The following is a 23,542-nucleotide window of genomic DNA, read 5'->3' as shown; positions in this document are numbered from 1 at the left end:
TACGCCTGCGCGGCGGGGCGTAATAGCGGGCCATGACCCCGACGCATCAAGACATGACGCTCGACGAAGTGCGGGCCGCGCTCGCCCCGATCCTGCCCCACCATGCCGCCTTCGACGGCTGGCGCCGGGAAGCGGTGGCCATGGCGGCGGAGCAGTGCGGCATCGATGCCGACATCGCCGCGCTGGCCTTTCCAGGGGGCGCGATGGACATGATCGATGCCTGGTTCGAAAGCATCGATGCGCGGATGCTGGAGGCGCTGCCGGCTGAGAAGCTGGCGGCCCTGTCGATCCGCCAGCGCATAACGCGGCTGGTGGAAAGCCGCCTGACCCTGCTCGCGCGCGACCGGGAAGCGCTGCGCCGGGCGCAGGCGGTCATGGCCATGCCCCGCAACGCGGCCCGCGCCGCCAAACTCGGCTGGCGCGCGGCGGACGTGATGTGGCGCGCCGCGGGCGACGAGTCGACGGACCTCAATCATTACAGCAAGCGCCTGACGCTGGCGGGGGTTTATGCCGCGACCCTGCTGGTCTTCGTCGATGATGAGAGCGATGACTGGGCGGAGACCCGCGCTTTCCTGGCGCGGCGGATCGAAGGCGTGATGCGCTTCGAGCGCGCCAAGGCCCAGTGGAAGGGCATTGGCGGCGGCGAACGGCTGAGCTTCGCCCGCTTCATCGGGCGGCTGCGCTACCCGGCCATATAATCTGCCGCGCCGCCGCACCGATTCGCGCTGGCCTTTTCCAATCGGTATTGATAGTCACTCGCAGAAGTAAATGACGAGTGCCTTACCCTTGCGCCTGACCGACCTGCCGCTGCGCCAACCCGCTTATGTGGACCTGATCGACTGGAACGCGCTGTCCGCGTCCGATGGGCAAAGGCTGCGTGAATTCGGCCTGTGCGAGGGCGCGAGCGTGGAAGCGCTGCACCATGGCGGGTTGCTGGGCCGCGGGCCCATCGCCTGCAAGGTCGGCCGCATGACCATCGCCATGCGCCGCAACCATGCCGCCGCCATCACGGTCCGCACCGGCCCCTCGGACAGCGACCTGTGACGAACCTGCCGCTGATCGCGCTGGTCGGCAATCCCAATGCCGGCAAGAGCGCCCTGTTCAACGCCCTGACCGGGGCGCGGCAGAAGCTGGGCAATTATCCCGGCGTCACCGTGGAGCGCAAGGCGGGCCGCTTTTCCTTGTCGGACGGCCGCCCGATCGAACTGGTCGACCTGCCCGGCACCTACAGCCTCAACCCGACCAGTCCCGACGAACAGGTGACGCGCGACGTCATATTGGGCAGGCAGGCGGGCGAGCGCCTGCCTGACGCGCTGGTCGTGGTGGTCGACGCGTCCAATCTCGACAATCACCTCCGCTTCGCGCTGGAACTGATCGCGCTTGGTCTGCCGACCATCGTGGCGCTCAACATGGTCGATCTCGCCACCCGCGACGGGCTGGAACTGGACGCCCATATCCTCTCCCGTGAACTGGGCGTGCCGGTGATCTCCACCGTGGCGGTGCGCAAGCGCGGCCTGGATCATCTGCGCGGCGAGCTGCAATCGATGCTCGACGGCAGCGCAGGCAAGGTCCGCGCTTCCGCCGAACAGCGCGATTTCGAAGGGCTGCGCCGGGAAGCGCGCCGGATTGCCCGCGCGGCCATCGTGCGCGAAACCCCCTCCCGCCGGCTGACCGCGGCGATCGACCGGGTGGCGCTGCATCCCGTGGCGGGGCTGATCCTGCTGCTCGCGCTGCTCTTCATCATGTTCCAGGCGGTCTATGCCTGGTCCGCAGCGCCGATCGCCATGATCGAGGGCTTTGTCGCCAGCGCCAGCGACGCGGTGACGGCCGCGCTGCCCGATGGGCTGCTGCGTTCCTTCCTGGTCGACGGGGTGCTGAACGGCGTTGGATCGGTCATCGTGTTCCTGCCGCAGATCCTGATCCTCTTCTTCTTCATCCTGATGCTGGAGGCGACCGGCTATATGGTCCGCGCCGCCTTCCTGATGGACGGGCTGATGGCCAAGGTGGGGCTGTCGGGCCGCGCCTTCATCCCGCTGCTCTCCTCCTTCGCCTGCGCGGTGCCGGGGATCATGGCGACCCGCACCATCGCGGACCCGAAGGACCGGCTGACCACCATATTGATCGCGCCGCTGATGACCTGTTCGGCGCGGCTGCCGGTCTATGCGGTGATCATCGGCGCCTTCATCCCGACCCGAACGGTGGCGCTCGGCATCGGCTTGCAGGGGCTGGTGCTGTTCTGCCTCTACATCTCCGGCATCGTCGGCGCGATGCTGGCCGCGCTGGTGCTGCGCCGCACCGTCACCAAGGGCGCGAGCGGCAGCTTCCTGATGGAGATGCCCAAATATCAATGGCCGCGCCCACAGGACATATTGCTCGGCCTTTGGCAGCGCGCGGTGATCTTCCTCAAGCGTGCGGGCACGATCATCTTCACCTCGACGGTGATCCTCTGGGTGCTGCTGAGCTTCCCCAAGGCGCCGGAAGATAGCGGCATCAGCCAGGTCAACTATTCGGTCGCGGGACGTGTCGCCAACGGGCTCAACCTGGTGCTCGCGCCGATCGGCTTCAACCGCGACATCTCGCTCGCGCTGATCCCGGCCATGGCGGCGCGCGAAGTGGCCGTGTCCGCGCTCGCCACTGTCTATTCGCTGGACGCCGACGAGGATGAGGCGAAGCTGGAACGCAGCCTGGGCGACCGGCTGAAGGACAATTGGCCGCTGCCGACCGCACTCGCCTTCCTCGCCTGGTTCGTCTTCGCGCCCCAATGCATCTCCACCATCGCGGTGACGCGGCGCGAGACCAACGGCTGGAAATGGCCGCTGTTCATGATCGGCTATCTGTTCATCCTGGCCTATGTCGCGGCAGGCCTTACCTACTGGACGGCGACGGCGCTCGGCCTAGGGTAGAGCGCGCAGGTTGATATTGGGTGGAAAGTGGATGCTAAGTCCCACCCTCCCCCTGGAGGCGAGGGGAAGTGCGATCGTACATAACTGGCCATTTGCTACGGTCAAATGCACCGTGTTCCTGAGAAGTCAGTGGCCGGATTCCGATGGGGTAAGGCACGAAGGGAGGGTCTTGTTGGGGACATATTGAGCCATTTGAGCCACGATGGCGACGAGGGAGAATGTTCGAGACTATGGTGCGGTCCTCAACCCGGCTTTTCCGGCTTTCCGCGTGGAAGATGCGGTTCGATCGCACCCCGCGCCGCAGATCAGAAGGAAAAGTTCAGCGAGAAGGACGCGACATTGTCATTGCTGTCATCGGCGTCCGGGCGGAAGCCGTGCTGGTGCAGATAGCCGATCTCCGCATTCACATTCTTCGCCACGGGGGTGGTGATGGCGATCAGGTTGCGCATCCGCTCCTCCCCCTGCACCCGCTGGAAATTGGTGGTGTTGAAGTCGATGAAGCTCTCATGGCTGAGGAGCAGCGCGGTCTTGCCGCCTTCCCTGAACGGCAGCACATATTTGACATAGGGACGCAGCCGCCAGGCGGTGCCGTCGATCCCCTCGCGCCAGCGCTCCTCCAGCCGGAGGCGCGCGCTGAGCTGGCCGGGCCCGATCTTCACGATATTGTCGAAGGTGACCTGCTGCCGCCCGCGATGCTCCATCACGGAAAAATGGCTCGCGTCATATTGCGGGTCATGGGTATAGCCCGCCCAGACCGTCACCTTCTTGCCGATCCTGTAGCCGATCAGCGAATTCATCTCGACCTCGTACAGCCCGTCGCGATCGTTGCTGAACCGGGCGACGACCTCTTGCGAAAAGCGCCAATGATCGCTCAGCTTCACCGTCGCGTTCGCCGTGGTCCAGAGCTGTTCGTCCTCGCTGGCATGCGCCACGGTCGGGACGGCCAGCAGGGCAAGCGCGGGCAGCAGCTTGTGGGTCAGTCGCATGAAGTCAATCTCCCCTCGCCATCGTGGCGGACGCGGGCGAACTATGACCGATGCGTTACATTCATGTGACTATCTCATTTCTAATTTATGACAATCTCGCCCGACGCCGAACCGTTCGGCCCGCTATAGCGCGCGGTTCGACGTCGCGGGCCCGGTTTCAGGCTGGATTATGGTCCTTCAAAAAGGCGTCGAGCCGTTGGAGGAATTCCAGCCGATCGGCCTGGCGGGAAAAGAAATGGTCGGCCAAAGGCTGTTCGACATAGATATAGTCGCGTCCGGCGACCTTGCCCGCCGCCTTCAGCTTCTCCGCCATTTCGCGCGACTGGTTCACCTGCACCCGCCGGTCCTTCCTGCCATGCATCAGCAGGATCGGCGTTGAGAATTGCGCGGCGAAATTGATCGGAGAAACGGCGGCGAAATCGGGCGCCTGCTCCTTCATCCAGTCCTTGCGCGAACCATGATTGAGGAAGCGGCGGTCATAGCGCATCATGGCCGAGAGGTCCGACACGCCGGCATAGGAGACCGCGCAGCGATAGCGCGCGCCGTCGCGCTGTGCGCCGCGCATCGCCGCATAGCCGCCATAGGAGGCGCCGACGATGCAGACGCGCTTCGCATCGGCAATCCCTTCCTTCACCGCCCAGTCGACCGCGTCGTTGAGGTCGTCCTGCATGGCAAGGCCCCACTGCCCCTCGCCCTTGTCCGCAAAGGCGGTGCCATAGCCGGAGGAGCCGCGATAATTGGGCTGCAGCACCGCATAGCCGCGATAGGCCAGGAACTGCACCCACCAGTCCCATTCCTCGCTGTCCCGTGCGAAGGGGCCGCCATGCGGCATCAGGATCAACGGCAGACCCTTGGGGTCCTTGCCCGCCGGCACGGTCAGCACCGCCGCGATCTCCAGCCCGTCGCGCGCCTTGTAACGGATCGTCCTGACCGGGGAGAGATGGACGCCGGGCCCGAAATTTTCGCTGATCTTCGACAGGATGCTCATCGCGCCGGCGGCGGTGTCGTAATAATAATAGGTGCCCGGCTGGTCCGCGCTGCCGACATGAACGATCATGCGCTGATGATCCCGGCTGGTGGACACGATCCGGGCGCGGCGATGGGCGCCCACCGCCTTGTCGATGTCGGCCTGGATCTTCGCCAACCCCTCGTCGAACCAGTGCACCCCCGGTCCTTCGGCGGTATAGCGCACCCCGGCGAGGCCGGTGCCGGCGGTGTCGCGTTCGATCCCGTCTATGTCGAAGCCGGGCGCGGCGAAAATCTTCTTGCCCAGTTCCAGCCTTGTCAGGTCATATTCGTACAGCGCGTCAGTACCCTCATGATCATCGCTGGCAATCGCCTTGCCCGGATCGGCCGTGAACAGCAGCGGCACGACCATGGATTCGTCGCGGCGGCGATTCGCCCGGTCGATCGTGCGGAAACCGGACCGGCCGTCGACGCGATAGAGCAGCTTCGACATGCGCGTGGCATCGTCATAGCCCACACCCATGCGCACCGTGCCGGTCGCATCGGCATACCAGGACATGACATTCTGGCGCGACTGCACCACCGGGCGCATCTTGCCGGTGGCGACATCCACCTCGTCCACCTGCGGCCAGAAGCCGAGTTCACTGCCGAAGATGGACGATTGATAGGCGAGCAGGATGCGCGGCGTGCCATCGCGGGCGACCCAGATGACGTCATCGCCATTCTGCGCCGCCACATTCTTGGCCAGCAGGTTGATCTTCGACCCGTCGCGCTTGATGCTGACGACGCGGCTGATCGACCAAGGCATGCCCTGGACGTTGGTTTCGCTGCCTATGCCCGCGATCAGCCAGTCGTCATTGACCCAACGCCACCAGTTGAGATCGTTTTCCCCCAGTTGCAGGGTGCGGATACGGTTGGGCTCTTCGATGATGGAGGCGATCATCAGCAGCAGTTCGCCATTGCGCGACACCCTGGCGGCGAGGCGCATCCCATCGGGCGAGAGTTGCGGTTCCACCATCATCGGCAGTTCGGCAAAGGCCTCGATCGGCCATTCCTTGCGCGGTACAGGCGCCCTTTGCGCACTGGCCGACACGCAAAGCTGCGCGAGCGCCATGCCCGCGACGACAGAAAGCCCCCTCAATCTTACCCCCATAATATAATGGCCCCGCCTTTCTATAGGGCGGAGCCATTTTCCTGTCTTTCCCTTTTTTAACGGGGCATTACGCGCCGTGCGCCAGGGCGGCCAGCAGCAGCAGGGCGACGATGTTGGTGATCTTGATCATCGGATTGACAGCGGGGCCAGCCGTGTCCTTGTAGGGATCGCCCACCGTATCGCCGGTCACGGCCGCCTTATGGGCTTCGCTGCCCTTGCCGCCATGATGGCCGTCCTCGATATATTTCTTGGCATTGTCCCAGGCCCCGCCGCCGGAGGTCATGGACAGCGCGACGAACAGGCCGGAGACGATGACGCCCAGCAGCAACGCGCCCAGGGCCGCAAAGCCGTTGGGCGTGCCAGCCACCGCGGAGATCGCGAAATAGACGAAAATCGGCGCCAGCACCGGCAGCAGGCTGGGGACGATCATCTCCTTGATCGCGGCGCGGGTGACGAGGTCCACCGTACGGGCATAATCGGGACGCGAGGTGCCCTCCATGATCCCCTTGTTGGTGGCGAACTGGTCGCGCACGTCCTTGACCACGTCGCCCGCCGCGCGGCCCACCGCCGTCATGCCCATCGCGCCGAACAGATAGGGCAGCAGCGCGCCCAGCAGCAGGCCGACGATGACATAGGGGTTGGAGAGGCTGAAATCGACCGGCTCGGTCAGGCCGAGAGCCGAGTTGTAGAATTTCAGATCCTCCGTATAGGCGCCGAACAGCACCAGCGCGGCCAGGCCCGCCGATCCGATGGCATAGCCCTTCGTCACCGCCTTCGTGGTGTTGCCCACGGCGTCGAGCGCATCGGTCTTGACCCGCACGCTGTCGTCGAGATGCGACATTTCCGCGATGCCGCCCGCATTGTCGGTGACGGGACCATAGGCGTCCAGCGCCACCACCATCCCGGCAAGCGCCAGCATCGCGGTCGCGGCGAAGGCGATGCCGATCAGGCCCGCAAGCTGATAGGCGACGATGATGCCGACGACGATCACCAGCGTCGGCAGGGCCGTCGCCTCCAGACTGACGGCCAGCCCCTGGATGACGTTGGTGCCATGGCCGGTTTCCGACGCGCGGGCGATGCTGCGCACCGGGCGGTAGTTGGTGCCGGTATAATATTCGGTGATCCAGACGATCAGGCCCGTGACCGCGAGGCCGACCATCATCGCCCAGAACAGCGCCATACCGGTGTACCCCCCTGCGCCGTCCAGATCGGCGCCGAAACGGGCGTTGAGGTCGCCCAGCGCGAACTGCGTCACGGCATAGAGCGCCGGGATGGACAGGATCGCGGTGGTCCAGAACCCCTTGTAGAGCGCGCCCATGATCGACTGGCTCGCGCCCAGCCGCACCATATAGGTGCCGATGATCGAGGTGATGATGCATACCCCGCCGACGATCAGCGGCAATGACATCAGGCGCATCAGGAAGGCGTTGTCGACGCCCGTCACCAGCAGCGCGGTCAGCACCATGGTCGCGCCGACCGTCACCACATAGGTTTCGAACAGGTCGGCCGCCATGCCCGCGCAGTCGCCTACATTGTCGCCTACATTGTCCGCTATGACGGCGGGGTTGCGGGGATCGTCCTCCGGAATGCCCGCTTCCACCTTGCCGACAAGGTCCGCGCCGACATCGGCCGCCTTGGTGAAGATGCCGCCGCCAAGCCGCGCGAAGATGGAGATGAGGCTGGCGCCGAAGGCCAGCGCGACGAGGGAGTCGATCACGATCCGATCGTCGGGCGCATGGCCCGCGGGTCCGGTCAGATACCAGAAGAAGACGCTGATCGCGAGCAGGGCCAGACCCGCCACCAGCATGCCGGTGATCGCGCCCGCCCGGAAGGCGACGGTCAACCCGCTTTGCAGCGTGCCGCGCGCGGCCTCGGCCGTGCGGACATTGGCGCGGACCGAGATGTTCATGCCGATGAAGCCCGCCGCCCCCGACAGGATCGCGCCGATCAGGAAGCCGACCGCCGATGTCACGCCAAGGAAGAAGAAGACCAGTGCCGCGACGACGACGCCGACCATGGCGATGGTCGTATATTGGCGGCCGAGATAGGCCTTCGCCCCCTCCTGGATCGCGCCCGCAATCTGTTGCATGGTTTCATTGCCGGCGGACGCCGCCAGCACCTGTCGACTGGTGATGAGGCCGTAGAGCACGGCCAGCAGGCCGCACCCTATGGCAATCGTGACAATCTGCATGGATGTTCCTCTCCCCCTGTTATGCCTGTCATCGGCCGCTCCGCAGGGAATGACGGGCGGGCGAAGGGCGTAAGGGCGGGCGGCCGGAACATGCGCTTCCGGCGTCGGGCACCGCGTCAATCAGCATCGTAGCTCACGCACATCATGCGGTCCTACCGGGCTGAGAAAGGTCGGGGGTGAAGCTACAGGGCGGACGGCGTGCGTCAACCCGTTACGATATTAAGGCAAATCAGCCATGTTCCCAGCCGAGCCGGTCCGGCAGCGGGATCGCCACGCCGTCTATCGTCAGCGTCAGTCCCCCGCCCTTGGCGAAGCGGCCGACGGGTATGGCGCGCACGGGCGGCTTCACCGCGGCGGGAAGGGCGAAGAGCAGTTCATAATCGTCCCCCGCCCGCGCCGCGGCGATCTGGACGGCGTTGCTGGCCCCGCGCGTCGCCTCCAGCGCGGGGGAGAGCGGGATATGGTCGATGGTGACGGCAAGGCCGCTCGCCTCCGCCATGCGGGCGGCGTCGATCAGCAGGCCGTCGGACACGTCCATCATCGCATGGACATGGCGGGCGAGCAGCGCCCCCTCCGCCAGACGCGGACGCGGGCGGCGATAGGCCTCCACCAGCGGCCCCGAAGCGCCGGGCATGTTCCTGAGCAGGTCGAGGCCCACGCCCGCATCCCCCACAGGACCGGTCAGATAGAGCCGGTCGCCGACCTTCGCGCCGCTTCGCGCCGGGATCGGGCCTGTCGCTTCGCCCAGCGCGGTCAGGCTGTAGCTGCGCGGGGCGCCCCTGGGCATCTGCACCGTGTCGCCGCCCAGCAAGGGCATGGCATGGCGGCCAAGCGCCTCGCCCAATCCTTCAAGGAAAGCCGCGTCCCAGGCGTCGTCGCCGGACAGCGCATAGTTGAGCAGGCAGCCGACCGGCTTCGCGCCCTTGGCAGCGAGGTCGGACAGGTTCACGGCGGCCAGTTTCCAGCCGATGTCCGCGGGCGGATCGACCGGCAGATAATGCACCCCCTCCACCATCGTGTCGCTGGTGAGGATCAGGCGGGCGCTGCCGATTTCGAGGACCGCCACATCGTCCCGCAAGCCCTGGGCGGCAGGATCGTTCGCCAGCAGGCGGAGAAGGGTCAGGAAACGGGATTCAGCGGACATTGAAATGAAATCCGTTCACCCTGAGCTTGTCGAGCCGAAGGCCGGCGAAGCCAACGGCTTTTTCTTCTTTTTAAGGACGTGAAGGGCTTCGACAAGCTCAACCCGAACGGATATTTTCTGTTCCTATTTCCGCACATCCTTGGCCACGGCGTCCAGCAGCCCGTTCACGAAACCCGCCTCGCGCTTGTCGTAGAAGGCATGGGCGACATCGACATATTCGCTGATAACCGTGCCGGTCGCCACATCCTTGCGGGCGAGCAGTTCATAGGTGCCGGCGCGCAGGATCTGCCGCATCGGCTTGTCGAGCCGCTCCAGGCTCCAGCCCTTGGAGAGTCGCGCCACGATCAGCCCGTCAATCTCCTCGCGCCGCCGGTCCACGCCCTGCACGACATCGTCGAAGAAGCTTTCCTCCGCCTGCGCATAGGTGACATCCTCTATGGTCGCGCCCAGGCGGTGCTGGTGGAATTCATGCAGCAGCAGGTGGAGCGGCGTGCCCTCCATCTCAAGCTGGTAGAGCGCCTGCACCGCGGCGAGGCGCGCGGCGGAGCGGGATTTGGAGCGGTCGTTCATAGTCTTTCCATAACCGTTCGGGCCGAGCCTGTCGAAGCCCTTTGCCGAACGCAGCGAGGGGGGAAATTATTTCAAACGCAGCGCCACCGATGCAGCATGGGCCGGAAGCCCCTCCGCCTCCGCCAGCGCGACGGCGGCGGGGCCGATGGCGTCGATGGCGTTCTGATCGAGGCTGAGGAAGCTGGTGCGCTTCATGAAATCCAGCACCGAAAGGCCGGAGGAGAATCGCGCCCGGCGGCCGGTCGGCAGCACATGGTTCGGCCCGGCGACATAATCGCCCACCGCTTCCGGCGTCATCCGGCCCAGGAAGACGGAACCGGCATGGCGCACCCGCGCGAACAGGGCGTCGGGATCGTCCACGGCCAGTTCCAGATGCTCGGCGGCGAGGCGGTCGACCAGCGGCATGGCTTCCTCGAAGTCGCGCACGACGATGATCGCGCCATTGGCGTTCCAGCTCGCGGTCGCGACCGCCTGCGTGGCGAGCAGGGGCAGGCGCCGCTCCACCGCCGCCGCCACCGCATCGGCAAAGGCCGCATCGTCGGTGAACAGGATCGACTGGCTGGTCGGGTCATGCTCCGACTGGCTGAGCAGGTCGGCGGCGATCCAGTCGGCATCGTTCTTCCCATCGGCCACCACGACGATCTCGGAAGGCCCCGCGACCATGTCGATGCCGACCACGCCGTAAAGCTGGCGCTTCGCCTCCGCCACCCAGGCGTTGCCGGGGCCGGTGATGACGTCGACCGGCCTGATCCGGTCCGTGCCATAGGCCAGCGCCGCCACCGCCTGCGCCCCACCGACGCGCCAGATCTCCTCGATCCCGGCGATGGCGGCCGCGGCCAGCACCAGCGGGTTGATCTCGCCATGGGGGGTGGGCGTGACCATGGCGATGCGCTCGACGCCCGCGACCCTGGCGGGGATGACGTTCATCAGCAGCGAACTGGGATAGGCTGCCCGCCCGCCCGGCACGTACAGTCCAGCCGCATCCACCGCATTCCAGCGCGCGCCGAGACGGACGCCCGCCGCGTCCACGCTGTCGCTGTCCTGCGGCTTCTGCTTTTCATGATAGGCCGCGATCCGCGCCGCTGCGAGTTCCAGCGCGTTGCGCAATTCGATCGAAAGGCCGTCCAGCGCCTTGCGGCATTCGGCGGGTTCGACCGCCCAGCCGCTGACGTTCAGGTCATGCCGGTCGAAACGGCTGGTATAGTCGGCCAGCGCCGCATCGCCCTCGGCGCGCACGCGCTTCAGGATCGCGGTGACGTCGCGCGACACATCCTCATCGGCCTCGCGCCGGGCATCGACCAGGGCGGCGAAGGCGGCTGCGAAATCGCTGTCGGCGGTGGAAAGGCGGAAGGTCATAGGCCCCATCCTCCTTCCGTCATCCTCGTGGAGGCGGGGGTCCATCTCCCATAAGAAGCGCCAGGCACAACGCTGGGGAGGTGGGTTCCCACCTGCGCGCGAACGACGGTGAAGGGATCACGCCGCATCCTTGACCCCCACGGCCTTGCGGAAGGCATCCACCAGCGGCGTCAGTTCCGCCGATCGCATCTTGAACGCGGCGCGATTGACGATCAGCCGCGCCGACACCTGCATGATGACGTTGGTTTCCACCAGCCCATTGGCCTTCAGCGTCGCGCCCGAGGACACAAGGTCCACGATCCGCCGCGACAGGCCCAGCGAAGGGGCCAGCTCCATCGCGCCGTTCAGCTTCACGCATTCCGCCTGAATGCCACGCGCCTCATAATATTTGCGCGTCAGGTGGGGATATTTGGTCGCCACGCGCACATGGCTCATCGCCGCTTCGTCCTCGTCGGCAAGACCTTCGGGTTCCGCCACCGACAGGCGGCAATGCCCCATGTCGAGGTCGACGGGCGCATAGATTTCCGAATAGTCGAACTCTTCCAGCACATCCGATCCGACGATGCCGATCTGCGCCGCGCCATGCGCGACGAAGGTCGCCACGTCGAAGGCGCGCACGCGGATGATCGACACGTCCGGCCGATTGGTGGCGAAGCGCAGTGCGCGGCTCTTCTTGTCATGGAATTCCGCCTCCGGCTCGATACCGGCTTTGGCAAGCAGGGGCAGCGCCTCATCGAGGATGCGGCCCTTGGGAATGGCGAAGGTGAGCGGACGAGTCATGACGCGCGGGCCTTACTGGGCGAGGCGGGAAAGGGCAAGGTGGCGCTGGTTCCGGCAAGTGCGGCACTTGCGTGCGCAGGAACGCGCCGGGCTATCTACGCCGCCTCGGCCAGCGCCGCTTCCGTCGCTGCGATCCAGCCGCCGCCCAGCACCCGGTCCCCGGCATAGAGCACCGCCGCCTGCCCGGGCGCGACGCCATATTCGGGCGCGTCGAAGACCAGCCGCTCGCCCTCCAGCCGGGCTGGGACGGGTTTGGCCATGGAGCGCACCTTGGCCGTCAAGGGCCCGGAAAAATCCCCGCCCAGCCAGTTGATGTCGCTCAGCCTCGCCGCCGAAACCGCGAGCGCCGCCTTCGGCCCGACGATCACCCGCCGCGCCTGCGCATCCAGCCGCACGACATAGAGCGGTTCGGCCTGGCCGCCGATCTCCAGCCCTTTGCGCTGGCCGACGGTATAGTGGATCATCCCCTTGTGCGTGCCCATCACGCGGCCGTCGATATGGACGATGTCGCCGCCCTCATCGGCATCCGGCCGCAGCTTGCGCACGATCTTCGCATAGTCGCCGTCGGGTACGAAGCAGATGTCCTGACTGTCGGGCTTCATCGCCACCGACAGGCCCAGTTCGGCCGCGATTTCCCGCACCTGCGGCTTGGGCAGGCCACCCAGCGGGAAGCGCAGATAGTCGAGCTGCGCCTGAGTCGTGGCGAACAGGAAATAGCTCTGGTCCCGCGCCGGATCGGCGGCGCGATGCAGTTCGGCGCCCTGTGCTCCCTCCACCCGACGCACATAATGGCCGGTGGCGAGACAGTCGGCGCCCAGATCGCGGGCTATTGCAAACAGATCGGTGAACTTCACCCCCATATTGCATTTCACGCAGGGGATGGGCGTGCGCCCGGCCATATATTCGTCGGCAAAATCAGCGATCACCGAATCCCGGAACCGGCTTTCATAATCAAAGACATAATGGGCGATGCCGATGCGATCCGCGACCGCCCGCGCGTCGCGTATGTCCTGCCCGGCGCAGCAGCTTCCCGTCCGCCCCACCGCCGCGCCATGATCGTAGAGCTGGAGCGTGACGCCGATGGTCTCCGCCCCCGTGCGCGCGGCGAGCGCTGCGACGACGCTGCTGTCCACGCCGCCGGACATGGCGACGACGATGCGCCGCGCATCGAACGGCTCGTTTAGCTGGAACTGGGGCTGCATGCGCGCGCATATAGTCGCCCGCCCTTCGGGGTGCCAGACGAATTCAACGTTTCGTCGCATTCCATACCCCATTTTGGGGGCAAATTTACCGGACCTTATCCTTTGCTCCGTAAACCGCTCTCCCATGGATCTGGGATTCCTCAGGACGGGCGGGCTCAAGGCCGGCTTCGTCAAGCCTTCGGGCCGGCGGCGCGTGCCGGTCTGGCCGTCCTTGCGGGCCGCTTCGGCGGCGGCGCAGGCGGCCAGCCCCACCGCGCAGGCGGTCGCAGGCGTCCTGCGGGGGCAGGAGATCGAGGGAGACTGGGTCCAGGAACTGGCCGATATTCTCGCGCCACGTTCCGGCGGCAAGATCGAGGCCGTGGGGCTCGCGGGCAGCTTTAACCCGTTGATCGCGAACCGTTTAAAGGTGGGGAAAGGATGATGAAGGGGGCGTTTACCGTGGCGCTTTAGGGCCTGTTCAGGGCTTGAAGCGCAAACAGGCAAGCACTGCTGAAATCGGCAACGCCAGTGCCGCTTATTGAGGGTGATAATGATCGAAAACCAGAAAATCAGACCTGCACAGGTCGTCGGGCCGCTGGGAGAACCCCTGACTCTGGAAAGCCTGCCGCCCGTCGATACGACTCGCTGGGTCGTGCGCCGCAAGGCTGAAGTCGTGGCGGCCGTGAACGGCGGCCTGCTGACCGTGGACGAAGCCTGCGCGCGCTATTCGCTGACGCTGGAGGAATTTGCGAGCTGGCAGCGCGCCGTCGACCGTTCGGGCATGCACGGCCTGCGCGTGACGCGCATCCAATATTACAAGTCCCTCTACGAACGGCAGCAGAAATACTGATCATCCGTTTCAGCAATGAAGGGTCGCACAGGAAGGCCGCCGGATATGTCATCCGGCGGCCTTCTTCTTTGTCAAGTGCGAAAGGGAACGTAACGCCGACTTCTCCGTTGAACAGATCAGCCCACCCGAAAGGGGCTATGGTCCAAGGAGAGTGAGAAATGGGCATCATCTTGTGGCTCGTTGTCGGCGGCATCATCGGCTGGCTTGCCAGCATGGTCATGCGGACCGACGCACAACAGGGCATCCTGCTGAACATCGTCGTCGGCATCGTCGGCGCGTTCATCGGCGGCCTGATCTTCAGCGGCGGTTCGATCAATGACGGCCTGACGCTTTACAGCTTCCTCGTGTCGCTGGTCGGCGCCATCATCCTGCTCGCGATCGTCAATCTGGTCCGTCGCGGTTCGGTCCGCTAAACAGCGCCGGAGACGATCAAAAGGGCCGTGCCCCGAAAGGGCGCGGCCCTTTTTTGCGTTCAGCCCCGCCCGGAGAAGAAGCGATAGAGCGCCAGCACGCCGATCGCCCCCAGCACCGCCGCGATGAAGCTCGCCTGCTCGCCGGGCGCATAGACGCCCAGCAGCCGCCCGACATAGCCCGCCAGCAGCGCGCCGGCGATGCCCAGCAATATGGTGACGACGCAGCCGCCCGGATCGCGCCCGGGCATGACCAGCCGCGCGATGGCGCCCGCGAACAGGCCGACCATGATCCATCCGAGCAATTCCATCGCCGCCCTCCAGCCGCCATACAGGGCATAGCGCCATAGTCGCGCCGCTTTGGCAAGGGCCCGCAGGCGCGGCGGAAGGGCTTTGCCGTCCTCCGCACCGCCGTGATAATGGGGGCTTGAGCCGGGTGATGTATTCATATAATACAGCAACCCGAACGGCGCCTATGGCCGAAAGATGGGTTCAGGATGAATTACGAAACTTCATTGGTCGGCGACGCTCCGGCAAATGTCCTTGGCGAGCAGGAGGAACGCTCCGTCTGGCGCCGTCGATTGACGATCGGCGCCGTGATCGCGATCATCCTGATCGCCGCCGCCACCTGGGTCAGCATGCACGGCAAAGGGGCGGAGGCGCCCGCCGGCGCCGTGCAGGCGCCGGTCGTGACGGTGATCAGCCCGGGCCGGTCGACCGTATCGAACACCGTCAGCGCCACCGGATCGCTCGCGGCGCGGGTGGAGATGCCGGTGGGCGTGGTCGGGGAAGGCGGCGCGGTGACGCGCGTGCTGGTCCAGCCGGGCGACTGGGTGCGCGCCGGCCAGGTGCTGGCGACGGTCGAACGCTCCGTCCAGACCGAGCAGATCCGCTCCCTCGCCGCGCAGGTGGAGGTCAACCGCGCCGACGCCAAGCTGGCGCAGGCGCAGCTCGACCGCGCCCGGGCGCTGGTGTCGCGCGGCTTCATCAGCCAGGCCGACATCGACCAGCGCACCGCCACCCGCGACGCCGCCAATGCCCGCGTCAGCGTCGCCGTCGCGCAGCTGGCCGAACAGCGCGCCCGCACCGGCCGCCTCGACATCCGCGCGCCCGCCGCGGGCCTGGTGCTGACCCGCGCGGTGGAACCTGGCCAGATCGTGAGTTCGGGCAGCGCCGTGCTGTTCCGCATGGCGAAGGGCGGGGAGATGGAGATGCTGGCCCAGGTCAGCGAGGGCGATCTGGCCGCGATCCGTCCGGGCAACAGCGCCACCGTGACCCCGGTCGGCGGCACGGCGCAATTTGCCGGGCGCGTCTGGCAGGTGTCGCCGGTGGTCGACAATCAGACCCGGCAGGGCATCGCCCGCATCGCCATCCCCTATAATCCGGCGATCCGTCCGGGCGGCTTCGCATCCGCCGCGATCGTCAGCGGCACCGGCTCCGCGCCAATGCTGCCGGAATCGGCGGTGCAGAGCGACGAGAAGGGCAATTTCGTCTATGTCGTCAACGGCCGGGACGAGGTGCAGCGGCGCGACGTCAAGATTGGTCAGGTGACCGATGCGGGCGTGTCGATCCTGAACGGCCTCAACGGCGACGAACGCATCGTCGCTTCGGCCGGGGCCTTCCTGACGCCGGGGCAGAAGGTGAAGCCGGAAGCCGGCAAGTCGAAATGAAGCGGCGGGATGCGTCTGACCGGCGCATCCACCGGCAGGCGAGGAAGCCGTCATGAGTTTTCGTAATATCTCCGCCTGGGCCATCCGCAACCCGGTGTCGCCGATCGTCCTGTTCGTCGCGATGCTGCTGGCCGGTCTGGTCAGCTTCAGCCGGATGGACGTCAACCAGAATCCCGACGTCAGCTTCCCCATGGCCAGCGTCGTCGTGCGCCAGCCCGGCGCCGCGCCGACGGAGCTGGAGACGCAGGTGACGCAGCGCGTCGAGGCCGCCGTGCGCGGCATCAGCGGCGTGGACGAGATCACATCCTGGGTGTCGGAGGGCGAATCCAACACCAATGTGCAGTTCCAGATCGGCACGCCCGTCGACCGCGCCGTCAACGATGTGAAGAACGCCGTCGACCAGATCCGCAGCGACCTGCCCGAAGGGATATTGGAGCCGCAGGTCAGCCGGGTGGACATCGACGGCGGGCCTATCGCCTATTTCAGCGCCGAAGCGACCGACATGACGCTGGAGGAGCTGTCCTGGTATGTCGACAATACGGTGGCGAAGCGGCTGCTGGCCGTGCCGGGCATGGCGGCGGTCAAGCGCGGCGGCGGCGTGTCCCGCGAAATCCGCGTCATATTGGACCCGGCCAAGCTGCAGTCGCATGGCATCACGGCGTCCCAGGTCAACCAGCAGCTTCAGCAGGTGAACCTCAACGCGGCGGGCGGCCGCACCGAAATCGCGGGCGCCGAACAGGCGATCCGCGTGCTCGGCAACGCCCGCGACGCCTATGCCCTGGGCCAGACCCAGATCGCCATTTCCGGCGGCCGCACCGTCAAGCTGGCCGATCTGGCCGACGTGCGCGACATGTATGCCGAACAGCGTTCGCTGTCCCTGATGAACGGGCGGCAGGTGACCAGCTTCAGCATGGAAAAGGCCAAGGGATCGTCCGACGTCACCGTCTTCGACGAGGCGATGAAGGTGCTGGACCAGCTCCGGAAGGAAAATCCGAAGGTCCAGTACAAGCAGCTCTACACCAGCGTCGAATATACCAAGGGCCAGTATCACAGCGCCATGCAGGCGATGATCGAGGGCGCGGTGCTGGCCGTCGTCATCGTCTTCCTGTTCCTGCGCGACTGGCGCGCGACCATGATCTCCGCGCTCGCCATTCCGCTGTCCGCGATCCCGGCCTTCTGGTTCATGGACATGATGGGCTTCACGCTGAACGGCATCTCGCTGCTGGCGCTCAGTCTGGTGGCAGGCGTGCTGGTCGACGACGCCATTGTCGAGATCGAGAATATCGTGCGCCACATGCGCATGGGAAAAAGCGCCTATCAGGCCTCCATCGACGCCGCCGACGAAATCGGCCTCGCGGTGCTGGCGACCACCATGGCGATCGTCGCGGTGTTCCTGCCCGTCGCGCTGATGCCGGGCATTTCGGGACAGTTCTTCATTCAGTTCGGCATGACCGTGGTGGTCGCGGTGCTGCTCAGCCTGGCGGTCGCGCGCCTGATCACGCCGATGATCGCGGCCTATTTCCTGAAGGCGCATGGCCAGGAAAGCCATGGCGAGGGCTGGCTGATGGACGCCTATATGGCCGTGCTGCGCTGGTCGCTGGACGAGCGCAAGGCCGTCGCCCATCGCGCCCGGGGCGGCATGGCCCGCTTCACCGCCTGGATTCGCGACCACCGCATCTGGACGCTGGGCATGGGTTTCCTGGCCTTTGTCGCCACGATCTTCGCCTTCGGCACGCTGCCCATGTCGTTCCAGCCGACGATCGACACCGATTTCAGCCAGGTGAAGATCGAAACCGTGCCCGGCAGCACCCTGCAACAGACGACGGCGATCACGCGCAAGGTCGCGGACATGCTCGCCGCCGACAAGGATATGGTAGAGGCCGCCTTTGCCGACATCCAGACGACGGGCGCCGACATCTTCCTGACATTGAGGAAGGACCGGCCCATCTCCTCCGTCGAATGGGAACGCAAGGTCGCGCCCAAATTCCAGCAGGTGGCCGACGCCCGCGTCAATTTCCAGTCGCAGTCGGGCGGCGGCTTCGGCCGCGACATCATCATCATGTTCGGCAGCGACGATCCGGTGAAGCTGGAGGAAACCGCCAACAGGCTGGTGGCGGAAATGGCGGGCATCCATGAAATCCGTGCGCCGCGGGTGGCGGGCGACATGAACCGGCCGGAAATCGTCATCAAGCCGCGCTTCGACCTGGCCGCCAGCCTGGGCGTCACCACCGCCGCGCTCAGCCAGACGATCCGCGTCGCGACGATCGGCGACATCGACCAGAACAGCGCCAAATTCTCGTTGTCCGACCGGCAGATTCCGATCCGCGTGGCGGTCGCGGAAAACAGCCGGCGCGACCTCGCGACGATCCAGAACATGCCGGTGCCCACGGTCAGCGGCGGTTCCGTACCGCTGAAGGTCGTGGCCGACATAGAATTCGGCGCGGGCCCGACGCAGATCCGCCGCTACAACCAGATCCGCCGCATCGTCGTCGGCGCGGACCTGGCGCCGGGCATCGTGACCAGCCAGGCCATGGCCAAGATCGACGCCCTGCCGACCATGAAGGCCATCGCCGCCGGCAAGATACTGGGCGTGCAGAAGCTGAATACCGGCGACAGCAAGTGGCAGGCGGAGATGATCCAGAATTTCGTCATCGCCGTCATTTCCGGCATCATGCTGGTGCTGGCGGTGCTGACGCTGCTCTACAAGCGGCTGATGCCTCCGTTCGTCAACCTGGGGTCGCTGCTGCTGGCGCCGCTGGGCGGGGCGGTGGCGCTGCACCTGACCGGCAATCCGGTGTCCATGCCCGTGCTGATCGGCCTGCTGATGCTGCTGGGCATCGTCGCCAAGAACTCGATCCTCGTCATCGACTTCGCGCTGGAGGAAATGGGCAAGGGCGTGCCGAAGCTGGAGGCGATCATCGACGCCGGGCACAAGCGCGCCCAGCCCATCGTCATGACCACCGTGGCGATGGTGGCGGGGATGGTGCCCACGGCCCTGTCGCTGGGCGGCGACGGCGCATGGCGCGCGCCCATGGGCATCACCGTGATCGGTGGGCTCATCCTCTCGACCGTGCTGACGCTGGTGATCGTGCCCGCGACATTCAGCCTGGCGCTGGGGATCGAGGAATGGGTCGGCCCGCGCCTGGGCCGCCGCCTGTTGACCTACAAGCCCGGCGACAACCGCGCTGCGACGGCGCAACCGGCGGAATAGGGTGGTTTCTGCCTTTCAGCTTTTCTCACAATATGCCGTACTCCCGCGAAGGCAGGGGCACGGTTCACCTGAACCGAACGCGAACGCCCGCCATCCGCCCCACCGTGCCAAAGCCGGACGGCGGATCGGCGGTCGGGCTTGCCCGCTCCCGCTCCGCGGGCTTATAGGCCGCGCCATGACCAGCGAACCCTTCCGTTCGCAGCTCGCCGCGCTGGAAAAGCGCGGCCGCCTGCGCAGCCTGACGCCTCGCGCGGGGCGCGACTTCGCTTCCAACGACTATCTCGGCTTGGCGGGCGATCCGATCATCGGTCAGGCCGTGGCCGATGCGGTGGCGCGCGGGGTGCCGGTGGGGTCCGGCGGATCGCGCCTGCTGCGCGGCAACGCGCCCGAACATGAAGGGCTGGAGGCGAAGGCCGCCGCTTTCTTCCGCACCCAGGGGGCGCTGTTCATGGCCAACGGCTTTGCCGCCAATCTGGCGCTGTTCTCCACCCTGCCGCAGCGCGGCGACCTGATCGTCGCGGACGAGCTGATCCACGCCAGCGTCCATGACGGCATCCGCATGTCGAAGGCCGCGGCCGTCTTCGCCCGCCACAATGATGTGCAAAGCTTTGCCGACCTGATCGCCGCCTGGCGGCAGGAGGGCGGCAAGGGGCGGGTGTGGATCGCGGTCGAAACGCTCTATTCGATGGACGGCGACATGGCGCCGCTCGGCGACCTCGCGACGCTGGCGGCCAGGCATGACGCCATGCTGATCCTGGACGAGGCCCATGGCACCGGCGTCTTCGGCCCTTCCGGACGGGGCCTGTCGGCAGGGCTGGACGGGCTGCACAATGTCGTGACGCTGCACACCTGCGGCAAGGCGATGGGCGTGGAGGGCGCGCTGATCTGCGGGCCGCGCATTCTGATCGATTACCTCATCAACCGGGCGCGCGCCTTCATCTTCTCGACCGCGCCGTCGCCGCTGATGGCGGTGGCGGTCTCCGCCGCGCTGGACCGGATCGAGCAGGCGGGCGACCTGCGCGAGCGGCTGAAGACGCTGATGGTCGATGCGGGCGAGAATATCTGCGCGCCGCTCGGCCTGCCAAGCCCGCGCAGCCAGATCGTGCCGGTGATATTGGGCGAGGACCGCCGCGCCATGGCCACCGCCGCCGCCTTGCAGGAGGCCGGCTTCGACGTGCGCGGCATCCGTCCGCCGACGGTGCCGCCGGGCACCAGCCGGCTGCGCATCTCGCTGACGCTGAACGTGGGGCGCGCCGACATCGCCGCCCTGGGGGACATTTTGCGGCGGGTGGCGACGTGAGCGGCTTCATCGTCACGGGCACCGATACGGACATCGGCAAGACGGTCTTTGCCGCCGGCCTGGCGGGTGCCCTTGGCGCCCATTATTGGAAGCCGGTGCAGGCGGGCGTCGATCCGGAGGGCGACAGGGAGCGGGTCGCCGCGCTGTCGGGCCTGCCTCCGGCGCATATCCTGCCCGAAGCCTATCGCCTCACCACGCCCGCCTCCCCCCATCTGGCGGCGCGAATCGACAGGGTGGAGATCGCGCTTGACCGGCTTGCCCTGCCGAAGGTGGACGGCCCGCTGGTGGTCGAGGGCGCCGGCGGCCTGATGGTGCCGGTCAGCGACAGGATGCTGATGATCGACCTGTTCGCGCATTGGGGCCTGCCCGCGATCCTTTGCGCGCGGACGGGGCTTGGCACCATCAACCACAGCCTGCTCAGCCTGGAGGCCCTGCGGGCGCGGGCCATCCCCATCGCCGGCATCGTCTTCATCGGCGAACCGCATGAGGAAAATGAACGGATCGTTCCGCTGCTGGGCAAGGTTCCCAGCCTTGGCCGCCTGCCCTGTCTCGATCCGCTGGATGCGGGGCAGTTGCGGACGGCTTTCGCAGCATCGATCCGTCTGCCCGGCTAAAGACCGGTGAGGCAAAGCGGAAAGCGTCCAAGTTTTTCGACAAACGACATGGACATCCTCGCTTCGAAGCGCTCAATTCCCTGCATCGCATAAAGCAAGGGAAAGCTTTGATGAAATATCTCCTCCTCGGCGCGGCGGCAGTTGCGCTGGCCGCAGGCGCGTCCGTGGCCCAGACCGGTCAGACGACCGACCCCGCCGCAAAGCCCACCTATGGCAGCTACGGCTTCGACAGCGCCGGCATGGACAGGTCGGTGAAGCCCGGCGACGATTTCTACGACTACGCCAACGGTAGCTGGGCGAAGAACACGCCCATCCCCGCCGACAAGTCCAATTACGGCGCTTTCAACACGCTGGACGACCTGTCCCGCGAACGGACCAAGGCCATTCTCGACGCCGCGCAGGGCGATCCGAACAGCAAGATCGGCAATGCCTATGCCAGCTATCTCGACGCCGCGACGGTGGAGAAGAAGGGCCTGACCCCCGTCAAGCCGTGGCTCGCGAAGATCGGGGCGGTGAAGGACAAGGCGTCCTATGCCCGCCTCGCCGCCGAAGCCGCCCGCGCCGGCATCGACGGCCCCTTCGGCTTCTACGTCAATCAGGACGACAAGGACCCGGAAACCTACATCCTCGTCCTGCACCAGTCGGGCCTGGGCCTGCCCGACCGCGACTTCTACCTGGAACCCGACGCCAAGATGGCGGCGATCCGCACCGCCTATGTCGCGCATCTGGAAAAGATGCTGACCCTCGCGGGAGAGAGTGATGCCAAGGCCCGCGCCGCCGCGCTGATGGCGTTCGAAACGGAAGTGGCCAAGGTCCACTGGACCCAGGTCGACAGCCGCGACGCCGACAAGACCTATAACAAGATGACGCTGGCCGATCTGCAAAAGGCCGCGCCGGGCTTCGACTTCGCCGCCTTTTTCGCCGCCAACAAGCTCGCGCCCAAGGATCTGCTGGTGTCGCAGCCCAGCGCCGTGGCCGGGGAAGCCGCGCTGATCGCCAGGGCGCCGGTCGGCGTGCTCAAGGACGCGCTGCTGCTGCGCACGCTGCACGGCTTTGCCGACCAGTTGCCGGACGCGGTCGCCAATGAGAATTTCGCCTTCTACGGCACCACCCTCTCAGGCACGCCGGAGCGCGAGGCGCGCTGGAAGCGGGCGGTGGACTTCCTCAAATCCTCCATGGGAGAGGAAGTGGGCAAGGTCTATGTCGCCAAATATTTTCCGCCCGAAACCAAGGCGGCGATGGACCAGCTCGTCAGGAATGTGATCGCCGCCATGGGCCGCCGCATCGACGGTCTCACCTGGATGAGCGACGCCGCCAAGGCCCGCGCCCACAAGAAGCTGGCCGCCTTCACGCCCAAGATCGGCTATCCGGACAAATGGCGCGACTATAGCGGCCTGACGATGCAGCGCGGCGACCTGTTCGGCAATGCGCTGCGGTCGAACCAGTATGAGTTCGACTATCAGATGGGCAAGCTCGGCAAGCCCATCTACCGCTGGGAATGGGGCATGACCCCGATGGAGATCAACGCCTACGCCAATTTCGGCATGGTGGAGATCGTCTTCCCCGCCGCCATCCTGCAACCGCCCTTCTTCGATCCCCATGCCGATCCGGCGGTCAATTATGGCGGCATCGGCGCGGTGATCGGCCATGAGCTCAGCCATCATTTCGACGATCAGGGCGCGAAATATGATGAGACCGGCAAGCTCAACCAGTGGTGGAGCGATCAGGACGTCGCCAATTTCAAGGCGCTGACCGACAGGCTGGTCAAGCAATATGACGCCTATGAACCCTTCCCGGGCGCGCATGTGAAGGGCGCCTTCACGCTGGGGGAGAATATCGGCGACCTGGCCGGAGTCGCGGTGGCGCTGGACGCCTATCATGCGTCGCTGGGCGGCAAGCCCGCGCCGGTCATCGACGGCACCACCGGCGACGAGCGCTTCTTCCTGGGCTGGGCGCAGGTGTGGCGGCGCAATTATCGCGAACCCAATCTGCGCCAGCGGCTCGTCACCGATCCGCATTCGCCATCGCAATATCGTACCGACACCGTACGCAACTTCGATCAGTGGTATGCGGCTTTCAAGCCTGATGCGGGCGGCAAGATCTATCTTGCACCGCAAGATCGCGTGAAGATCTGGTAAGGATATGGAGCGGGGGCCAGAAGTGATTCCGGCCCCATTTTCGTTCTTGTTACGTAATGATTTCATCGAACGATGAATCGTGAGTTACAGGCGATTAACTCCGTTTTCTTTGTTGACCG

20 protein-coding genes are annotated in these 23,542 nt (G+C 66.0%); 11 read left to right on the top strand and 9 right to left on the bottom strand.

Going from position 1 to position 23,542, the window contains the following annotated elements; all coding sequences use genetic code 11:
* Positions 1 to 32 precede the first annotated feature (32 nt).
* From LDB29_RS16255 to LDB29_RS16245, 3 genes are all read left to right on the top strand, one after another.
* Entirely contained in the window at positions 33 to 698 is a 666-nt protein-coding gene (locus LDB29_RS16255; protein ID WP_025548284.1) for a COQ9 family protein, read from the top strand.
* A gap of 88 nt (positions 699 to 786) precedes the next feature.
* Complete coding sequence (locus tag LDB29_RS16250) at positions 787 to 1,044, top strand: FeoA family protein (protein WP_025548285.1); 258 nt, start codon at positions 787 to 789, stop codon at positions 1,042 to 1,044.
* Positions 1,041 to 2,903 carry a ferrous iron transporter B gene (locus LDB29_RS16245; RefSeq protein ID WP_193666677.1) on the top strand — a complete coding sequence of 621 codons (1,863 nt, stop codon included), beginning with the start codon at positions 1,041 to 1,043 and terminating at the stop codon, positions 2,901 to 2,903. The genes LDB29_RS16250 and LDB29_RS16245 overlap by 4 nt, the downstream gene beginning before the upstream one ends.
* A 305-nt stretch (positions 2,904 to 3,208) precedes the next feature.
* Here LDB29_RS16245 and LDB29_RS16240 read toward each other — a convergent pair whose 3' ends face one another.
* The 8 genes from LDB29_RS16240 to mnmA all read right to left on the bottom strand — a co-directional run bounded on the left by LDB29_RS16240 (position 3,209) and on the right by mnmA (position 13,251).
* On the bottom strand, positions 3,209 to 3,889 hold the full coding sequence (locus tag LDB29_RS16240; RefSeq protein ID WP_025548287.1) for a DUF2490 domain-containing protein: 681 nt from the start codon (positions 3,887 to 3,889) through the stop codon (positions 3,209 to 3,211).
* A gap of 157 nt (positions 3,890 to 4,046) precedes the next feature.
* The gene (locus tag LDB29_RS16235; protein ID WP_193666814.1) at positions 4,047 to 5,969 is read right to left on the bottom strand and encodes a S9 family peptidase; all 1,923 of its coding nucleotides are present in this window, start codon (positions 5,967 to 5,969) and stop codon (positions 4,047 to 4,049) included.
* Positions 5,970 to 6,075: 106 nt separating this feature from the next.
* Positions 6,076 to 8,199 carry a sodium-translocating pyrophosphatase gene (locus LDB29_RS16230; RefSeq protein WP_025548289.1) on the bottom strand — a complete coding sequence of 708 codons (2,124 nt, stop codon included), beginning with the start codon at positions 8,197 to 8,199 and terminating at the stop codon, positions 6,076 to 6,078.
* A 229-nt stretch (positions 8,200 to 8,428) separates the two neighbouring features.
* On the bottom strand, positions 8,429 to 9,343 hold the full coding sequence (gene thiL, locus LDB29_RS16225; RefSeq protein ID WP_025548291.1) for a thiamine-phosphate kinase: 915 nt from the start codon (positions 9,341 to 9,343) through the stop codon (positions 8,429 to 8,431).
* A gap of 123 nt (positions 9,344 to 9,466) precedes the next feature.
* Positions 9,467 to 9,913 (bottom strand): transcription antitermination factor NusB, encoded by a 447-nt coding sequence (gene nusB, locus LDB29_RS16220; protein WP_025548292.1) that lies wholly within the window; start codon positions 9,911 to 9,913, stop codon positions 9,467 to 9,469.
* 66 nt (positions 9,914 to 9,979) lie between these two features.
* Complete coding sequence (gene hisD, locus LDB29_RS16215; RefSeq protein ID WP_193666676.1) at positions 9,980 to 11,269, bottom strand: histidinol dehydrogenase; 1,290 nt, start codon at positions 11,267 to 11,269, stop codon at positions 9,980 to 9,982.
* A 117-nt stretch (positions 11,270 to 11,386) separates the two neighbouring features.
* Entirely contained in the window at positions 11,387 to 12,049 is a 663-nt protein-coding gene (hisG, locus tag LDB29_RS16210; RefSeq protein ID WP_025549747.1) for an ATP phosphoribosyltransferase, read from the bottom strand.
* Positions 12,050 to 12,144: 95 nt separating this feature from the next.
* Entirely contained in the window at positions 12,145 to 13,251 is a 1,107-nt protein-coding gene (gene mnmA, locus LDB29_RS16205; protein ID WP_025549748.1) for a tRNA 2-thiouridine(34) synthase MnmA, read from the bottom strand.
* Positions 13,252 to 13,375: 124 nt separating this feature from the next.
* Here mnmA and LDB29_RS16200 point away from each other — a divergent pair, with 124 nt between their 5' ends.
* The 3 genes from LDB29_RS16200 (at position 13,376) to LDB29_RS16190 (ending at position 14,493) form a co-directional block, all read left to right on the top strand.
* Positions 13,376 to 13,672, top strand: coding sequence for a hypothetical protein (locus LDB29_RS16200; protein ID WP_025549749.1), 297 nt, complete (start codon positions 13,376 to 13,378; stop codon positions 13,670 to 13,672).
* 108 nt (positions 13,673 to 13,780) lie between these two features.
* A complete protein-coding gene (locus tag LDB29_RS16195) occupies positions 13,781 to 14,080 on the top strand; it encodes a DUF1153 domain-containing protein (RefSeq protein ID WP_007687284.1) in 300 nt (99 codons plus the stop codon).
* 158 nt (positions 14,081 to 14,238) lie between these two features.
* Positions 14,239 to 14,493, top strand: coding sequence for a GlsB/YeaQ/YmgE family stress response membrane protein (locus LDB29_RS16190; protein WP_025549750.1), 255 nt, complete (start codon positions 14,239 to 14,241; stop codon positions 14,491 to 14,493).
* Positions 14,494 to 14,552: 59 nt separating this feature from the next.
* Here the strand turns inward: LDB29_RS16190 and LDB29_RS16185 are convergent, their stop codons facing one another.
* Positions 14,553 to 14,801, bottom strand: a complete 249-nt coding sequence (locus tag LDB29_RS16185) for a GlsB/YeaQ/YmgE family stress response membrane protein (protein ID WP_025549751.1) — start codon at positions 14,799 to 14,801, stop codon at positions 14,553 to 14,555.
* A gap of 186 nt (positions 14,802 to 14,987) precedes the next feature.
* On the opposite strand from LDB29_RS16185, the gene LDB29_RS16180 reads away from it, so the two are divergent.
* The 5 genes from LDB29_RS16180 to LDB29_RS16160 all read left to right on the top strand — a co-directional run bounded on the left by LDB29_RS16180 (position 14,988) and on the right by LDB29_RS16160 (position 23,423).
* Positions 14,988 to 16,160, top strand: a complete 1,173-nt coding sequence (locus LDB29_RS16180; protein ID WP_025549752.1) for an efflux RND transporter periplasmic adaptor subunit — start codon at positions 14,988 to 14,990, stop codon at positions 16,158 to 16,160.
* 52 nt (positions 16,161 to 16,212) lie between these two features.
* Complete coding sequence (locus LDB29_RS16175) at positions 16,213 to 19,371, top strand: efflux RND transporter permease subunit (protein WP_257554803.1); 3,159 nt, start codon at positions 16,213 to 16,215, stop codon at positions 19,369 to 19,371.
* Positions 19,372 to 19,546: 175 nt separating this feature from the next.
* Positions 19,547 to 20,671, top strand: a complete 1,125-nt coding sequence (locus tag LDB29_RS16170; RefSeq protein ID WP_025549754.1) for an 8-amino-7-oxononanoate synthase — start codon at positions 19,547 to 19,549, stop codon at positions 20,669 to 20,671.
* Positions 20,668 to 21,285: a dethiobiotin synthase gene (gene bioD, locus LDB29_RS16165; RefSeq protein WP_025549755.1), complete on the top strand. Its 618-nt coding sequence runs from the start codon at positions 20,668 to 20,670 to the stop codon at positions 21,283 to 21,285. The genes LDB29_RS16170 and bioD overlap by 4 nt, the downstream gene beginning before the upstream one ends.
* A 110-nt stretch (positions 21,286 to 21,395) precedes the next feature.
* Entirely contained in the window at positions 21,396 to 23,423 is a 2,028-nt protein-coding gene (locus LDB29_RS16160) for a M13 family metallopeptidase (protein ID WP_193666675.1), read from the top strand.
* Positions 23,424 to 23,542: the final 119 nt, after the last annotated feature.

Source organism: Sphingobium sp. CFD-2, assembly GCF_024611135.1.
Classification (GTDB): Bacteria; Pseudomonadota; Alphaproteobacteria; order Sphingomonadales; family Sphingomonadaceae; genus Sphingobium; species Sphingobium fuliginis.
This window is presented reverse-complemented; position numbering and strand designations above follow the sequence as displayed.

Coding starts and splice junctions, on each gene's coding strand:
- hisD (WP_193666676.1), bottom strand. CDS start 11,269: ATGACCTTCCGCCTTTCCACCGCCGACAGCGATTTCGCAGCCGCCTTC.
- LDB29_RS16190 (WP_025549750.1), top strand. CDS start 14,239: ATGGGCATCATCTTGTGGCTCGTTGTCGGCGGCATCATCGGCTGGCTT.
- LDB29_RS16180 (WP_025549752.1), top strand. CDS start 14,988: ATGAATTACGAAACTTCATTGGTCGGCGACGCTCCGGCAAATGTCCTT.
- hisG (WP_025549747.1), bottom strand. CDS start 12,049: ATGACTCGTCCGCTCACCTTCGCCATTCCCAAGGGCCGCATCCTCGAT.
- thiL (WP_025548291.1), bottom strand. CDS start 9,343: ATGTCCGCTGAATCCCGTTTCCTGACCCTTCTCCGCCTGCTGGCGAAC.
- LDB29_RS16240 (WP_025548287.1), bottom strand. CDS start 3,889: ATGCGACTGACCCACAAGCTGCTGCCCGCGCTTGCCCTGCTGGCCGTC.
- LDB29_RS16175 (WP_257554803.1), top strand. CDS start 16,213: ATGAGTTTTCGTAATATCTCCGCCTGGGCCATCCGCAACCCGGTGTCG.
- LDB29_RS16235 (WP_193666814.1), bottom strand. CDS start 5,969: ATGGCGCTCGCGCAGCTTTGCGTGTCGGCCAGTGCGCAAAGGGCGCCT.
- LDB29_RS16230 (WP_025548289.1), bottom strand. CDS start 8,199: ATGCAGATTGTCACGATTGCCATAGGGTGCGGCCTGCTGGCCGTGCTC.
- LDB29_RS16160 (WP_193666675.1), top strand. CDS start 21,396: ATGAAATATCTCCTCCTCGGCGCGGCGGCAGTTGCGCTGGCCGCAGGC.
- LDB29_RS16255 (WP_025548284.1), top strand. CDS start 33: ATGACCCCGACGCATCAAGACATGACGCTCGACGAAGTGCGGGCCGCG.
- LDB29_RS16195 (WP_007687284.1), top strand. CDS start 13,781: ATGATCGAAAACCAGAAAATCAGACCTGCACAGGTCGTCGGGCCGCTG.
- nusB (WP_025548292.1), bottom strand. CDS start 9,913: ATGAACGACCGCTCCAAATCCCGCTCCGCCGCGCGCCTCGCCGCGGTG.
- mnmA (WP_025549748.1), bottom strand. CDS start 13,251: ATGCAGCCCCAGTTCCAGCTAAACGAGCCGTTCGATGCGCGGCGCATC.
- LDB29_RS16200 (WP_025549749.1), top strand. CDS start 13,376: ATGGATCTGGGATTCCTCAGGACGGGCGGGCTCAAGGCCGGCTTCGTC.
- LDB29_RS16185 (WP_025549751.1), bottom strand. CDS start 14,801: ATGGAATTGCTCGGATGGATCATGGTCGGCCTGTTCGCGGGCGCCATC.
- LDB29_RS16170 (WP_025549754.1), top strand. CDS start 19,547: ATGACCAGCGAACCCTTCCGTTCGCAGCTCGCCGCGCTGGAAAAGCGC.